At 63.8% G+C, this 13,327-nt stretch carries 13 protein-coding genes and 1 tRNA gene; 8 read left to right on the top strand and 6 right to left on the bottom strand.

What is annotated here, in order from left to right; translation table 11 throughout:
- Window positions 1-142: 142 nt before the first annotated feature.
- Window positions 143-219: transfer RNA gene (locus tag ACQRAG_RS03055), tRNA-Val, on the bottom strand.
- 238 nt (window positions 220-457) lie between these two features.
- Entirely contained in the window at window positions 458-1,819 is a 1,362-nt protein-coding gene (gene trmFO, locus ACQRAG_RS03050; RefSeq protein ID WP_204625617.1) for a methylenetetrahydrofolate--tRNA-(uracil(54)-C(5))-methyltransferase (FADH(2)-oxidizing) TrmFO, read from the bottom strand.
- Window positions 1,820-2,662: 843 nt separating this feature from the next.
- On the opposite strand from trmFO, the gene dut reads away from it, so the two are divergent.
- From dut to ACQRAG_RS03035, 3 genes are all read left to right on the top strand, one after another.
- Window positions 2,663-3,163 (top strand): dUTP diphosphatase, encoded by a 501-nt coding sequence (gene dut, locus ACQRAG_RS03045; RefSeq protein WP_427803829.1) that lies wholly within the window; start codon window positions 2,663-2,665, stop codon window positions 3,161-3,163.
- Window positions 3,164-3,352: 189 nt separating this feature from the next.
- Entirely contained in the window at window positions 3,353-4,555 is a 1,203-nt protein-coding gene (locus ACQRAG_RS03040; protein ID WP_040369801.1) for an aspartate aminotransferase family protein, read from the top strand.
- Between the two features lie 240 nt (window positions 4,556-4,795).
- A complete protein-coding gene (locus tag ACQRAG_RS03035) occupies window positions 4,796-5,014 on the top strand; it encodes a TraR/DksA family transcriptional regulator (protein WP_040369802.1) in 219 nt (72 codons plus the stop codon).
- Between the two features lie 436 nt (window positions 5,015-5,450).
- Here ACQRAG_RS03035 and ACQRAG_RS03030 read toward each other — a convergent pair whose 3' ends face one another.
- The 4 genes from ACQRAG_RS03030 to ACQRAG_RS03015 all read right to left on the bottom strand — a co-directional run bounded on the left by ACQRAG_RS03030 (window position 5,451) and on the right by ACQRAG_RS03015 (window position 8,694).
- Window positions 5,451-6,656 carry an FprA family A-type flavoprotein gene (locus tag ACQRAG_RS03030; RefSeq protein WP_006008121.1) on the bottom strand — a complete coding sequence of 402 codons (1,206 nt, stop codon included), beginning with the start codon at window positions 6,654-6,656 and terminating at the stop codon, window positions 5,451-5,453.
- A 113-nt stretch (window positions 6,657-6,769) separates the two neighbouring features.
- Window positions 6,770-6,904, bottom strand: a complete 135-nt coding sequence (locus ACQRAG_RS03025) for a rubredoxin (protein ID WP_006008124.1) — start codon at window positions 6,902-6,904, stop codon at window positions 6,770-6,772.
- A gap of 19 nt (window positions 6,905-6,923) precedes the next feature.
- On the bottom strand, window positions 6,924-7,304 hold the full coding sequence (locus tag ACQRAG_RS03020; RefSeq protein ID WP_006008126.1) for a desulfoferrodoxin: 381 nt from the start codon (window positions 7,302-7,304) through the stop codon (window positions 6,924-6,926).
- Between the two features lie 226 nt (window positions 7,305-7,530).
- Window positions 7,531-8,694, bottom strand: coding sequence for a phosphodiester glycosidase family protein (locus ACQRAG_RS03015; protein ID WP_204674688.1), 1,164 nt, complete (start codon window positions 8,692-8,694; stop codon window positions 7,531-7,533).
- 152 nt (window positions 8,695-8,846) lie between these two features.
- On the opposite strand from ACQRAG_RS03015, the gene ACQRAG_RS03010 reads away from it, so the two are divergent.
- From ACQRAG_RS03010 to ACQRAG_RS02990, 5 genes are all read left to right on the top strand, one after another.
- Window positions 8,847-9,719 (top strand): methylenetetrahydrofolate reductase, encoded by an 873-nt coding sequence (locus ACQRAG_RS03010; RefSeq protein ID WP_168935487.1) that lies wholly within the window; start codon window positions 8,847-8,849, stop codon window positions 9,717-9,719.
- Window positions 9,720-10,022: 303 nt separating this feature from the next.
- Window positions 10,023-11,411, top strand: a complete 1,389-nt coding sequence (locus tag ACQRAG_RS03005; protein WP_297137762.1) for an MFS transporter — start codon at window positions 10,023-10,025, stop codon at window positions 11,409-11,411.
- Between the two features lie 17 nt (window positions 11,412-11,428).
- Complete coding sequence (locus ACQRAG_RS03000; RefSeq protein WP_168935489.1) at window positions 11,429-12,091, top strand: flavodoxin family protein; 663 nt, start codon at window positions 11,429-11,431, stop codon at window positions 12,089-12,091.
- Between the two features lie 14 nt (window positions 12,092-12,105).
- Window positions 12,106-12,567 carry a hypothetical protein gene (locus ACQRAG_RS02995; RefSeq protein ID WP_427803830.1) on the top strand — a complete coding sequence of 154 codons (462 nt, stop codon included), beginning with the start codon at window positions 12,106-12,108 and terminating at the stop codon, window positions 12,565-12,567.
- A gap of 411 nt (window positions 12,568-12,978) precedes the next feature.
- Window positions 12,979-13,314, top strand: coding sequence for an ArsR/SmtB family transcription factor (locus ACQRAG_RS02990; protein ID WP_168935491.1), 336 nt, complete (start codon window positions 12,979-12,981; stop codon window positions 13,312-13,314).
- Window positions 13,315-13,327 lie beyond the last annotated feature (13 nt).

Below are 13,327 nucleotides of genomic sequence, written 5' to 3'. Positions count from 1 at the left end.
CGCCCTTGTCGGGCGTATGGTACAAAAAAAGGAATGGGGAGGCTGAAAAACCTCCCCATCTTCAAAAAACGTGCTGCTTTCGTGCAGCTATCTGGCGGGCACCGCCCCTGTCGCCACGGGCTCATGCCCTTATTATTTTATTTGGTAGGAACGAGCAGACTTGAACTGCTGACCCCTTCCGTGTCAAGGAAGTGCTCTAGCCACCTGAGCTACGCTCCTACTCCAAGAGGCGAAGTCTTATCTAGCGAAAACCACCCCCCGAGTCAACAACTTTTTTTAATTTTTTTTTATTTTTTATTTTCAACAGGTTGCAGTCTCATTTTTGCCTCTCTTTTTGCCCGTTTTTTCCGGTGGCCGTCAAAAATGGGCAAAACGCTCTGGAAGAAGGGAACAAAAAAAGCGCATTTTTTTCGAAAAAAATGCGCTTTTTTTGCAACAGAGCCGAAAGTCGAGGCTGCTACAGCCCCTGTTCCGCACGCCAGGCGGCGAAACGTTCGCGCGCCCGGGCCGAGTAGAGGGCCTTGCGGTCCTTCTTCTTGGCTTTTTCGTCCAGCTCCGGCATGAGGCCGAAATGGGCGTTGGACGGCTGGAAGTGCTTCACCGGGGTGCGCAGATGGTTGAGCAGGGCACCCAGCGCGCATTCCAGCGGCGGCAGGGCCAGCTCCCTGCCCTGGGCGCGGGCGGCCAGCAGCATGCCCAGCCACATGCCGCAGGCGGCGGATTCCAGATAGCCTTCCACACCGGTGATCTGTCCGGCCAGGAAAACGCGGGGCCGCGCCTTGAGCGACAGGTCCTCGTTCAGGGCCACGGGCGCGTTCACATAGGTGTTGCGGTGCATGCTGCCGAAGCGGGCGAATTCCGCCTTTTCCAGACCGGGCACCATGCGGAACACGCGCGCCTGCTCGCCGTAGGTCAGCTTGGTCTGGCAGCCCACCAGATTGCAGGTCTCGCCGTTGAGGGTCTCGGCCCGCAGCTGCAGGATGGCCCAGGGACGGCGGCCGGTACGCGGGTCCACGAAGCCCACGGGCTTCAGCGGGCCGAAGGTCAGGGTGCGCGGGCCGCGCTCGGCCAGGGCCTCCACCGGCATGCAACCTTCGAAATGCTTTTCCTTCTCGAATTCCCGTGCGCCCACCTTTTGCGCTTCCAGCAGGGCATTATAGAAGGCTTCGTATTCTTCCTTGTTCATGGGGCAGTTGAGATAGTCGCCGCCCGTTTCGCCCTTTTCCTGTCCGTAGCGCGAGGCACGGAACACGATGTCCATATTCAGGGAATGCGTCCAGACGATGGGCGCGATGGCATCATAAAAATAGCAGTGGTCGCCGCCCACCACCTCGGCCAGCGAGGCGGAGAGGTTCTCCGAAGCCATGGGCCCGGCCGCCAGCACCACGGTCTCGAAGCCGTCCAGCGCGGGATCGTCCAGGGACGTGATCTGCCGGTGCACCAGCGTGATGCCGGGCGTGGACCGGACGCGCTGCGTCATGGCCGCCGAGAAGGCCTCGCGGTCCACGGCCAGGGCCTTGCCCGCAGGCACGCGGTGGGCGTCGGCCAGCTCCATGAAGTCGCTGCCCAGTTCGCGCATCTCGGCCTTGAGCAGGCCGATGCCGGAGGTCAGCTCGTCCGAGCGCAGGGAATTGGAACAGACCAGCTCCGCCAGCCCGTCATTGACATGGGCCGGGGAACGGAACTCCGGCTTCTGTTCGAACAGGGTCACTTGCAGACCGGCCCGCGCCAGACGCAGGGCACATTCGCAACCGGCCAGGCCGCCACCAATAACCGCATAGCTGTGTTCAGTCACGCCATCTCCTTTTGTTGGCCGCATCTTTGCCCAATCTGGGCCCGGAAGGCAAGGGGGAGCAGGAGCGGAGGCGGCGGAAGGGAAGAGGGGCCCGTTCTGTTATTGGAGGACAGAGGGCCGTCCGGGGGAAGGGATGCCTTTTGGAAAAGGCTCCCCTTCCCCCGGGCCCCCATCCCCGCGAAAACTTTTGTTCTGGTCAGTGCAAGGGGATTTGCGGGCGGTGAGCCTCCCGAGCACGACGGTCCCCGGAGGAGCTGCTGCGCCCGTTCGTCGACCATACCCGGGCATCCCGGAGCCATGGGGTCCCTCGCGTGGCTCCATTGCCGGTCTTGCTGCGATGAGATCTTGATGCTGGCGGGGATCGTGCTGCGGGCTTGGGTATTGCCGGAGGGGGAGGCGTTTTGTGGAATCTGTCGTTGGGGCAGGGGCCTCAGCTCATGAGGGGCTTGTCTGCAGGAGGCGGGCGGGGCAGCGCCACGCTGTTTCACTAGAGGAGATGAGAGGGGGAGACGGGGCTCGATGCGCGGAGGGGGTACTGCCGTATCCGGACCGGAAGGGAAAGCACGTTTGCTGGTGGCCTGTACTCTTCTCTTGCAGGGTTGGAGGGGCGTATGCCGGGCAAGGGAATGTCCGGAAGGATTGAAAAAAATTTTTTGCAGATGTCCCGGCTGGGAACTTGCTGGCAATGTTTCCTGAAAATCCCCGCAACTGGCCTGTACGCTCGCTGGTGGAGGAAGGGGAAGACCACTGCGTGGAGCTGGCTGCCGGGCCGGCGGGGACCTGTCCATGAGCACGGGCACAAAGCGGCGGTCCTGTGGTCGTATCCTGCGGGCCCGCAAGGCTTTGGGCCTCTTGCCCGCTGTCCGCATGTGCGTTACATCTCACGCCATGAGCAATTTTTCCGTACCCACCTGCCCCGTGCGCCTCGCTTTCGTGCGCGAAGGGGCCCGTTCCCTGTACGCCGGTCAGCTTGAACCGGCCACGGCCTTCTCGGCCGGTATCGACCTGCGCGCCTGTCTGGACGAGGACTGTGTGCGCATCCCTGCCGGAGGCCGCTTTTGCGTGCCTGCGGGCATCAGCGTGCAGCCTTGCGAGGCCGGTTTCGCGGGTTTCCTCTATTCCCGCAGCGGCCTTGGTGCGCGTGAGGGCCTGACCGTGGCCCAGGGAGTGGGGGTCATCGACCCCGACTATACGGGCGAGATCCTCGTCATGCTGCTCAACACCTCGGGCGAGGAGCGCATCCTCAAGCGTGGGGAGCGCATGGCCCAGCTTGTTTTCCAGCCCTTTGTCCGCCCTGTCTGGCAGGAGGTGGAGAGCCTTTCTGCCACGGAGCGCGGTGCGGGCGGCTTCGGACATACGGGGCGCTAGTCTCCGCCAGGGGATGCCGCCGGCCGGGGCCGTGCGTTGCCGCGTGTGCCGCGGGCATATCCGCCGTCGGGCCGGGACGTCTGTTTTCCCGGCAGGTCTCCCGTTTTTTCCAAAGCCTTTTCTGTTTCACGATTGCCGGGGCGCGTGCCCCGTGGGATGGCGCAAGGCCTCCCAGCAAAGGAGTTGACCATGTCCGACACATTTTCCGCCGTCAAAGCCCAGGAAGAAGCACTGCTTTGCCGTTCCTACAGCCGATATCCCGTGGCTGTGGTCCGAGGCAAGGGCTCGCGGTTGTGGGACGTGGACGGTAAGGAATATGTGGACCTGCTGGCCGGCATCGCGGTGACCGCCCTGGGCCACTGCAACGACGAGGTCTGTGCCGCCCTGGAAGCCCAGGCCCACAAGCTCTGGCACGTCAGCAACCTTTTCTATCAGGAAGAACAGCTGGAACTGGCCCGCCTGCTGCTGAGCACCAGCCATCACGGCAAGGCCTTCTTCTGCAATTCCGGCGCCGAGGCCAACGAGGCCTGCATCAAGCTGGCCCGCCGTTACATGCGCAAGGTCAAGCAGCGCGACGCCTACGAGATCATCACCCTGGGCGGCTGCTTCCACGGCCGCACGTTCGGCGCGCTGGCCGCCACGGGCCGCGAGAGCCTGAGCGACGGTTTCACGCCGCTGCCCGAAGGCTTCAAGCAGGTGCCCGCCAATGACCTGGCCGCGCTGGAAGCCGCCATCACGCCCGCCACGGCGGCGGTGCTGGTGGAAGTGGTGCAGGGCGAAGGCGGCATCGTGCCCCTGCCGGGCGATTACCTGCGCGGTGTGGAAGCCTTGTGCCGCAAGCACGACATCCTCTTCATCTGTGACGAAGTGCAGGCCGGTCTGTGCCGCACCGGTACCTTCTGGGCCTTCCAGCAGCATGGCCTGACCCCGGACGCCATCAGCATGGCCAAGTCCCTGGCCAACGGCCTGCCCATGGGCGCCATGCTGGCCACCGACGAGATGGCCAAGGGCTTCGAGGCCGGCAGCCATGCCACCACCTTTGGCGGCGGCGCGCTGGCCTCCGGTGTGGCGGCCAAGTGCGTGGAGATCATGCTCCGCGACAAGCTGGCCGACCGTGCCGCCGAGCTGGGCAAGCATGTGATGGACCGCGTCCGCGCCATCCAGGACAAGCTGCCCGGTACCGTGCGTGAAGTGCGCGGCCTGGGCCTGATGATCGGCATCGAGCTGGCTGTGGATGCCGCCGCCGTGTGGCGCGAACTCATCGCCCGCGGCTTCATCTGCAACCTGAGCCACGGCGTGACCCTGCGCCTGCTGCCTGCCCTGACCATCGACAAGGCCGACCTCGACGCCTTCATCGATACGCTGGAAGACATCCTGCGTACGGCGAAGTAAGGCGGCGTTTCCCGGTACATATCCAGGCTCCCGTGCCGCTCCGGTGCGGGAGCCTCTTTTTAGCGTTTTTCAGGGGCGGCCATCACGGTCGCCCAGGAGCCTGCCGGCCCTGATTTTTTCCTGGTGGCTGCGGGCGGACTCTTTACAGGATGGGGCGCCTGTGCTACACAGGCCCGCACCAATCCACTACGGCAATCCCGGCTCATACGGGATTGCCGCTTGCTTTAAGGAGACAGATGCATGGATGTTTTTGACCAGGCCACTGAACTTGAACGTCTGGACCGTGAAGCTGCCCTCTCCCGCGCCCGCGCTGCCATGGACCAGGGCGGTCCCGACTGGATCGACGGCGTGGCCTGCTGCCGCGAATGCGGCGAGCCCATCCCCCAGAAGCGTCTGGAGGCCCTGCCCGGTGTCGGCCTGTGCCGTGCCTGCCAGGAAGAACGCGAAAGCGGACGCTAGCATTTTTTGATAACGGACAACCGGAGGCCGGGGCCCTTGAGGCTCCGGCCTTTTTGTTTTGGGGCTGCAAGCTGTTGGGCCGCGCGGGCGTGGCGCAAGGATACCGGCCATGCCGGACGGGGCCGGGCGCATGCGTCCGGAAAGATGCCTGGATACGGGCAGGAGGCTTGCCTGTTTTTTTGCCGGGCCCCGCGGACGGGCGCAATGCTGATACGATCCCCATTGCCGCCTTTACGGTGATTTTTGATGAAGCTGACAGCCCCGCTCATAGGGAGGGAAGCCTCTGCCCGTGCCGGGACGCAGGCCAGGCCCCTCGCTCTGCCGGGCGATGCCTGCCTGTCGGATGGGACGGAGGCTCTTTGCCGCTTCACGCGGGGCATAAAAAAAACGGCGCCCCCGTTTGGGGACGCCGTAGGGCATTCGGAAGGATGCGGGCTTATTCGCCCTGGCACTTCTTCTTCAGGGCCTCGCCCACGGTCTTGCCCAGTTCCACGCAGGCGCGCAGGGCTTCGTGGCGCGGGGTCCAGTTGCACTTCACGAAATCGGCGGGCATGTCCATGCCCATGGAAGCCAGCATCTCGTGCAGGACCTTGGCGGATTCACCGGACCAGCCGAAGGAACCGAAGGCGCCGCCCACGCGGTTCTGGGGACGCAGGCCCTTCATGTAGGTCAGGGTGGAGGCCATCAGGGGCATGATGGTGTTGTTGTGGGTGGGGGAGCCCGCGATCACGGCGCCGCAGTTGGCCAGTTCGGTCATGATCTCGCTGTGATGGTTGCTCTTCACGGACATCAGGCGGGTGGGCACGCCCACTTCTTCCAGACCGCTGCACACGGCATAGGCCATCTTTTCGGTGGAATGCCACATGGTGTCATAGATCACCATGGCGCGCTGCTGGGGCTTCTGTTCGGCCATCTGGCGGTACATGTCCACGATGAACTTCACGGACTTTTCGCCGCGGTGGATCAGGCCGTGGTCAGGGGCGATCATGTCGATGTCCAGGCTCTCCACGATGGGCAGGGTCTTCAGCACCTGGGGAGAGTAGGGCAGCACGATGTTGTAGTAGTATTCCTTGATGGCGCGTACGAAGTCGCCCTGGTCGTGCTCATCGGCATAGCGGTAGCTGGTGGCGATGTTCTGGCCGAAGGCGTCGTTGCTGATGAGCAGCTTGTCTTCGGGGATGTAGGAGACCATGCTGTCGGGCCAGTGCAGCATGCGGGTCTCCTGGAAGATGATGTTGCGCTTGCCGATGTTCAGCTTGTCGCCGCTCTTGACCACTTCGATGGGCCAGTCCTTGCAGTCGAAGTAGCCCTGCATGGACTTGTAGCCCAGGGTGGAGACGAAGATCTTTTCGGGCTTCACGCGGGCCACCACTTCGGCCAGGCTGCCGGCGTGGTCGGGTTCCATGTGGTTGCAGACGATGTAGTCGATCTTTTCAGGATCCATGATCTTGGCGATGCGGCACAGCATGTTGCCGGCCCAGCCGGGATACACGGTATCCATCAGGACGTTCTTTTCGTCGCGGATCAGGTAGGCATTGTAGGTGGAACCTTCGGGGGAGCGGGAATAGCCGTGGAAGTCACGGTGATCGTAGTCCACGCAACCGACCCAGAAAATATCTTTTTTGATTTCAACGGGCTGCATGAAAATTCTCCATTAGGGGATATTGTTCACGGTCAGGATGCCGCAAAGGGCATAAACGAGCCTGCCCTGCCGCAGGGCGGCAGGGCAGGCGGAAAGAGCGGAAGAAACAGGGCTTAGGCCTGTTCGAACTGATCCTTGCTCACGCCACAGACGGGGCAGGTCCAGTCATCAGGCAGCTGGTCGAAGGGCACGTTGTCGTTTTCGGCGGGATCGTATTCGTAACCGCACACGCTGCAAACGTATTTCATGGTGTCTCTCCTTATGAGCCTAGTTTTCGGCCTTCCAGTGGCCGTGAAGGTTGCAGTATTCGCGGGCAGTGACCTTTTCGGCGTCGGTCTTGAACACCGCTTCAGGCTTGTCGCCCGGCTTCAGGAAACAGGTCAGGCTCTGGTTGTCGGCCAGCAGTTCGATCCACTCGATGTAGTGGTTCTCGTCCATGGGATGGGCCACGCTGCCCACGGTCACCTTGTAACCGCCTTCGATCTTTTCGATCACGGGCACGTGCTTTTCCATGGCGCCGTCGGTGGAGCCTTCCTTCATGAGCTTCATGTTCTCGCCACAGCAGACCAGGCTGGCGCCGCCGCCGTGGATGACTTCAACGATATTGCCGCAATGGGTGCACTTATAAACTTCAAGCTGATTCGGCATGATATTTGTCTACCTTTGTCCGCAGCCGGACAGTTGGGATCGGTGTTTGCATGTTGCCGGAACTCCTTCCGACGAGGCTACTTTGAACCAAGACGGCCCCGTTGTAAAGAGGTTTTCCGACTATAATAGTAATTTTTCTTAATAAAGAAGTTTTTCACAAAACTCTTTCCCGCCCTGGCGCAAAGGATGCAGAGAAAAAAGTCTGTATATCTGGCGTGTTTCGCCATCATTCGGCGGCAGCGGCGGGGACGGCCGTCTGCTGGAGCATGGTGGGACAGTCCGGCAGGGCCGGGGCGTGCCGTCGACGGATGCCCAGCACATTGGGCAGCTGGGCCCGCACATTGCCCGTGACCCAAAAATCGGCCAGGTGCCGTCCGCGCAGCTCCTGATGCAGCCCGGGGGAGCGGATCACCAGCCCGGCCTGCATGCCGCCCTCCACATACATGACGGTACGGACATCCAGCGGCAGGTGGAGCAGGGCGTGGGCAAAGCTGTAGGCTTCCAGCGGTTCGCGGCAGTGCAGGAAGAGGATCTTGCCCGCCCCGTCCTCGGCCACTGCCGAGATGGCGTACAGGGGGCCGCCGGGAGACCAGAGGATGCGGCGCTCGTCATTGATCATGCGGTAGTTCTGGATGACCAGGCGATATTGCTCCAGCAGTTCCTGCCACTGGGGATCCTCGCGGGTCAGGATGTCGGCGCGGGGCAGGCCCTCCTGGCGGGGACCGGCCACGAAGAAGGCGCCGAAGCGGCGGACCAGGCGCTTGTTGTTGATGTAGTCGTCCTGGCGCATGTAGCCCGTGCTGGTGACGCCGTCGGGAAGATACATGCTGGCATTGATGGCGGCCACCAGATCATGGCTGTCGGCCCACTGGCCAAGGGTCAGGGCAGGATGCTTGTGGGCCGCGCTGGCATAGAGGCGGAAGTCGAACAATTCCGGGTCGATACGCAGGACGGTCAAAGAGGCCTGCTGCCCGGCTTCGGATTGCAGGGAGAACTCCGCATATTCGAGCCCCTCTTCCAGGGCGTTCCAGCGGGGGGCTTCCGGCAGGGCCGCATCGGCCTCGGCGCCGGCGTCCGCTGCCGGGGCCTCGTCCGGGAGCGGCAGGGCCTGGGTGGCTGCCGCAGGCAGGACTTCATCCTCGGCGGGCAGCGGGGGCAGGCCGGGCAGGCCGGAAAGGTCGAGCTGTTCCAGTTCCAGACTCAGGGAAGGCGCAGGGGGGGCAGGCGGAAGGTCCCCTTCCGCTCCGGCTTCGGCAGGGCAGAAGACCAGCAGGCAGAGCAGCAGGTAGAGCGAGCGAAGACAGCAGGCAAGAAGAGCGTGCTGCCTGCGGCGGAGCAGACCGGCAGGGAAGGCGGGATGACAAAAAGCGGGTGCGACCGAAGCGTCCATACCTGCTGACATAGAGCGCCCTTGTTTTTTTGGCAAGCATCAGGCTTTGGCGGGAAGGGGCGGGCAAACTATATTGACTTATCAAGTTATATTGATATAGTTGGAGACATCGAAACCGTTTTTTCTGATTCACAGTTCCCAGGAGTTTTGTCATGCAGATCGCCCAGGCTCTCCGCCAGACAACCAAGCCTTTTGTTTCTTTGGAATTTTTTCCCCCTGCCGCGGAAAGTCATCTGCCGGAGTTCTACGAGACCGTGGAGCGCCTGCGCTCGATCGATCCCCTTTTCCTCTCCGTCACCTACGGTGCGGGGGGCGGTAAACAGCAGAACACGCTGAACGTCACGGCGGAGCTGGCCCGGCGGGGCTTCACCGTCATGGCGCACCTGACCTGTGTGGGCGCCGAGCCGCAGGCCATCAGCGATTTTGTGAGCCATCTGCGCGCTGCCGGGGTCCACAACGTGCTGGCCCTGCGCGGGGATGCGCCGCGCGGCGTGAGCGACTGGGACTGGAACGCGGGCCATTTCCACAACGCCCGTGACCTCGTGCGTTTCCTGCGCTCGGAGCATCCCGACCTGGGCATCGGTGTGGCGGGCTATCCCGCGCCCCATCCCGATGCGGCCACCTTCGCGTCGGACCGGGCCTATCTGGCCGACAAGCTGCGCGCCGGAGCGGATTTCGTCATCACCCAGCTTTTCTTCGACGTGCGCGAGTATGAGTCCCTGGTCAGCTCGCTGCGCGCCGCCGGACTGGAGACGCCGGTCATCCCGGGCATCCTGCCCATCCAGAGCTTCGATTCCCTGCGCCGCGTGCTCTCGCTGTGCGGGGCCAACATCCCGGGCAAGCTCTATCTGGAACTGGAAGCGGCCCACAACGAAGGCGGTGTGGAGGCCGTGCGCGAAGCGGGCCTGCGTTTTGCCGCCCGCCAGATCCGGCAGCTGCTGGATTGCGGCGCGCCCGGCATCCATCTGTACAGCCTCAACAAATCCGAGATGTGCCTGCGCCTGGTGGAAGAAGCGGGCCTGTAGGCCGCTTCCCCGGTGGGGGAGAACATGAATGACGACGGGAGCTGCCGGGACCGCGCGGCTCCCTGAAAAAACGGGAAGGGACAGGTGTCCTTCCCGTTTTTTCGTCGCATCCCGATACGCCCCCGCAGGGAGGGGACCGTGCTCCGGACCGGCACCGCCTGCGTCGCTGCTGCAGGCATGGCCCGGCCCCGGGCCGCCGTCTTGTGCCCTGCACGGAGGCGATCATTTCTCACCGTAACTGTTCTTTTTTTCACGATTTCACATCCGGTTGACCACCCCCGGCCTCCGGTTTTAGGGTTGTCCATGAGCATCGCAAAAGAACATCGCTGGTTGTTGCTGGCCGTCTGCGCGGCGCAGTTTTTCATGCCGTTCATGGTGGCCGGGGTCAACGCCGTCCTGCCGCCCCTGGGGGAAAGCCTGGGGGCCAGTGCCCGTGAACTCAGTCTGCTGGGGGCCGTCTATACGCTGGGGCTGGTCGTGTTCCAGCTGGCCGGAGGCACCCTGGGGGATATCTACGGACGGCGCCGGGTCTTCCTTTTTGGCCTGAGCCTGTTCAGTGTGCTGGCTCTGGTGCTGGGTTTCATCCCTCATATCGACGTCTTCATCGGCCTGCGCCTGTTCCAGGGCATGGGGGCCGCCATGCTGAGTTCGTCCAGCCTGGCCCTGCTGGCGTCCGCCGCGCCCAAGGAGATGCGGGCCAGCTATCTTGGCCTCAGCGGCGTGGCCGTTTATGCGGGCATCGCCTGCGGGCCGCCGGTGGGCGGTCTGGTGGCCGGCTGGCTGGGCTGGCGCTGGCTGTTCTGGGGCACGGGCCTGGCCGCGCTGGCCGCCATGTGCATCATGATCTTCCGGGTCCCCCTGGAGTGGCGCACCGCCGACAAGGAGCCCTTCGACGTGCCGGGCTGTCTGCTCTATGGCGGGGCCATGGCGGCCCTGACCTTTGGCGCGTCCTGTATCGCGGACGATCATCTGCTGGGCGGCGGGCTCTTTTTGCTCTGTCTCGTGCTGCTGGCCTGTTTCGTCTGGCGGGAGCTGCGCAGTCCCTTCCCCATGGTGGACGTGCGCCTGCTGCGCAGGAACAGGGTCCTCAGCCTGTCGCTGGTGGCGGCCTTCGTCAACTACTGCTCCTTTTTCGGCATGGTCTTTTTCTTCAGCCTCTACCTGCAGGTGGGACGGGGCTTCAGCGTGCAGGAGGCCGGTCTGATGCTGGCCCTGCAGGCCGCCGTGCAGTCCCTGGCCAGTCCGCTGGCCGCCCGTCTTTGCGACCGTTATGACCAGGGTCTCATCAGCACCGCCGGGACGGTGCTCTGCGGGCTGGGCCTGCTGAGTGCCGCTTTCCTCGACATGGATTCCTCGCTCTGGATCATCGTGGGGGCCCAGTGCTTCATTGGTGCCGGGGCCAGCATCTTTGCCCTGCCCAACACCACCATCATCCTCGAAGCGGCCGGGCCGCAGCGGGTGGGGCAGGCTTCCGGGCTGGTGGGCACGGTGCGTACGGCCGGCATGCTGGGCAACCTGACCATCATCACCCTGACCCTGAGTATTTTTCTGGGCCATGAGCCGGTGGGCAAGGACAATATCGACGCCTTCCTGCACTGCATGCAGGTGGATATGGTGCTGTTCGGTATCCTGAGCCTGCTGGCCGTGGGCTGTACCCTGGCCCGCAACAGCAGCGGCGCGAAGGCCGCCTGAACCGGAGGCACGATGCCATGAAGATATTCGCCGTCAACGGCAGCCCGCGCAAAAAGGGCAATACGGCCACGGTGCTGGAACACTTTCTGGAAGGGGCCCGCAGCGCCGGGGCGGACACGGAGCTGATCCATCTTTATGATCTTCAGGCCTCCGGCTGTCGCAGCTGTTTTGCCTGCAAGCTCCGGGGCGGGGCCTCGTACGGGCACTGCGCCCTGAAGGACGACCTTTCGCCCGTGCTGGCCGCGCTGGAAAAGGCCGATGGGCTGGCCCTGGGCAGTCCCGTCTATTTCGGTAACGTGACGGGCGCCATGCGTTCGTTCCAGGAACGTCTGTGCTTCCCCTATCTGGTCTATGACCGCCGGCGCAGCACCATCGCGCCCCGCCGTCTGGCGATGGCCTGCATCTACACCATGAACGTGGATGCAGAGACCATGCGGCAGCACGGCTATCCCGAGACCCTGGCCGTCATGGATGGCTATCTGGGGCGCATCTTCAGCACGCCCTCCGTCCAGTATGTGACCGACACCTGGCAGTTCGACGACTATGCCAGATATGTGGCCGACCGTTTTTCCGAGGCGGACAAGCGGCGTCGGCGCGAGGAGCAGTTCCCGCAGGACTGCCGTCAGGCCTTTGTCATGGGGCAGGAGATGGTCCAAAAGCTGGCAGGGCAGGGCGTGTGATCCGGCAGGGCGGGATGACGGAGGCGGAAGACGCCGCGCTGCTGTTCAGCCCCCTGTCCCCGGCAGGGGAGGCTGTCCCGGTGGCGTGGCATTTTCCGGCCGGGCTGGAAGATTTCCCCGCTGCGGCGGACTTCCATTTCTGGCGCCGGGAGCCGGGGAGCCCTGTGGGCGTGCTGCATCCGGCCGGACAGCCGGAAGAGGGCCTGCTGCTGGGCGAGGCCTGCGCTTTGGGCTGCACCGGCCCCCTGCGGCTGGCAGCGGCCGAGTACGCCCTGCTGGGGAGTTGCCCGGCCGAAGGCCTGGCCTTTTTCCTGTGCCTGGGGGCCCTGCCGGAGGAGCCGGGACGGGCCGAGCTGCGCGTCTGCGCTGTGCTGGCCGTGGCTCTGGACGGGGGGAGGGCCCTGCGCCTGTCCCTGCCGCAGGAGTTGCCGGAGCGCTTGCCCATGACGCGGCTGGCTTCGGCTTCCCCGGCCTGAGCCCCGTGAGCCTGCGGCGGGCAAGAGGATGGGGGAGCCGTGGCGTGGGCATCCGTCCCGTGCGGGAGGATGGGCCTTTACCGGCATGGAGGTGCAGTCCGTCCCCGCGTTGCGGTCAGGCCGGCATCGCCGTTGCGGGGCATGTGACGGGATCTTTGGTCGTAACATGCGGACATCTATCTTGAAATTATCGATATCGGCAGGGCTGCACCGGTGCTGTGCGGCCCTGTTTTTTTGTGCCCTGTATAGGGAAACGTTTCTCGTTCCGGCTGGCAGGGCGTGTGCCCCTGGAGCCTGCAGGCGGGGAGGGCGGGCATTAAAACTATAAAACTAGTTTTTTAGTTGACATGATAAAACTACTTTTTTAGTTTGATGTTGACAGCATACTTTCCCAGCGTCTACACCAAGGGCATGAATTCCTCGTATATCACCGCCCTGCCGGACGACTGGGAACGCGTGGCGCGGGTCTTTTCCGCCATGGGGGACGCCACCCGGCAGAAGATCCTTCTGCTCTTCGAGCCCGGGGAGAGCATCAGCCTCAGCAGCCTTGTGGCGACCGTGGGCCTGAGCCGTACGGCCGTGAGCCATCATGTGAACGTCCTCGTACGGGCCGGGCTGCTGATCCCCCGGCGGCAGGGCCGGGAAGTGCTTTACCGGCGCGACCTGCCCTTTGCCGTGGAGATGCTCGACCGGGTGCGGGATTACGCGCTGGCCGAGCTGGCCGCGGAGCAGGGCGACCGTTCCTGAGCCTGCCCGGCTG

Origin of the sequence: Desulfovibrio sp. SGI.230 (assembly GCF_050313065.1) — a bacterium.
In the GTDB taxonomy this organism is placed as follows: Bacteria; Desulfobacterota; Desulfovibrionia; order Desulfovibrionales; family Desulfovibrionaceae; genus Desulfovibrio.
Note: the sequence above shows the minus strand (reverse complement) of the source record. Positions and strands in the feature narration are given on the sequence as shown.

What these genes read in the sequence shown, in the direction of transcription:
- trmFO (WP_204625617.1), bottom strand. Translation starts at nt 1,819, where the DNA reads ATGCGGCCAACAAAAGGAGATGGCGTGACTGAACACAGCTATGCGGTT.
- dut (WP_427803829.1), top strand. Translation starts at nt 2,663, where the DNA reads ATGTGCGTTACATCTCACGCCATGAGCAATTTTTCCGTACCCACCTGC.
- ACQRAG_RS03040 (WP_040369801.1), top strand. Translation starts at nt 3,353, where the DNA reads ATGTCCGACACATTTTCCGCCGTCAAAGCCCAGGAAGAAGCACTGCTT.
- ACQRAG_RS03035 (WP_040369802.1), top strand. Translation starts at nt 4,796, where the DNA reads ATGGATGTTTTTGACCAGGCCACTGAACTTGAACGTCTGGACCGTGAA.
- ACQRAG_RS03030 (WP_006008121.1), bottom strand. Translation starts at nt 6,656, where the DNA reads ATGCAGCCCGTTGAAATCAAAAAAGATATTTTCTGGGTCGGTTGCGTG.
- ACQRAG_RS03025 (WP_006008124.1), bottom strand. Translation starts at nt 6,904, where the DNA reads ATGAAATACGTTTGCAGCGTGTGCGGTTACGAATACGATCCCGCCGAA.
- ACQRAG_RS03020 (WP_006008126.1), bottom strand. Translation starts at nt 7,304, where the DNA reads ATGCCGAATCAGCTTGAAGTTTATAAGTGCACCCATTGCGGCAATATC.
- ACQRAG_RS03015 (WP_204674688.1), bottom strand. Translation starts at nt 8,694, where the DNA reads ATGGACGCTTCGGTCGCACCCGCTTTTTGTCATCCCGCCTTCCCTGCC.
- ACQRAG_RS03010 (WP_168935487.1), top strand. Translation starts at nt 8,847, where the DNA reads ATGCAGATCGCCCAGGCTCTCCGCCAGACAACCAAGCCTTTTGTTTCT.
- ACQRAG_RS03005 (WP_297137762.1), top strand. Translation starts at nt 10,023, where the DNA reads ATGAGCATCGCAAAAGAACATCGCTGGTTGTTGCTGGCCGTCTGCGCG.
- ACQRAG_RS03000 (WP_168935489.1), top strand. Translation starts at nt 11,429, where the DNA reads ATGAAGATATTCGCCGTCAACGGCAGCCCGCGCAAAAAGGGCAATACG.
- ACQRAG_RS02995 (WP_427803830.1), top strand. Translation starts at nt 12,106, where the DNA reads ATGACGGAGGCGGAAGACGCCGCGCTGCTGTTCAGCCCCCTGTCCCCG.
- ACQRAG_RS02990 (WP_168935491.1), top strand. Translation starts at nt 12,979, where the DNA reads ATGAATTCCTCGTATATCACCGCCCTGCCGGACGACTGGGAACGCGTG.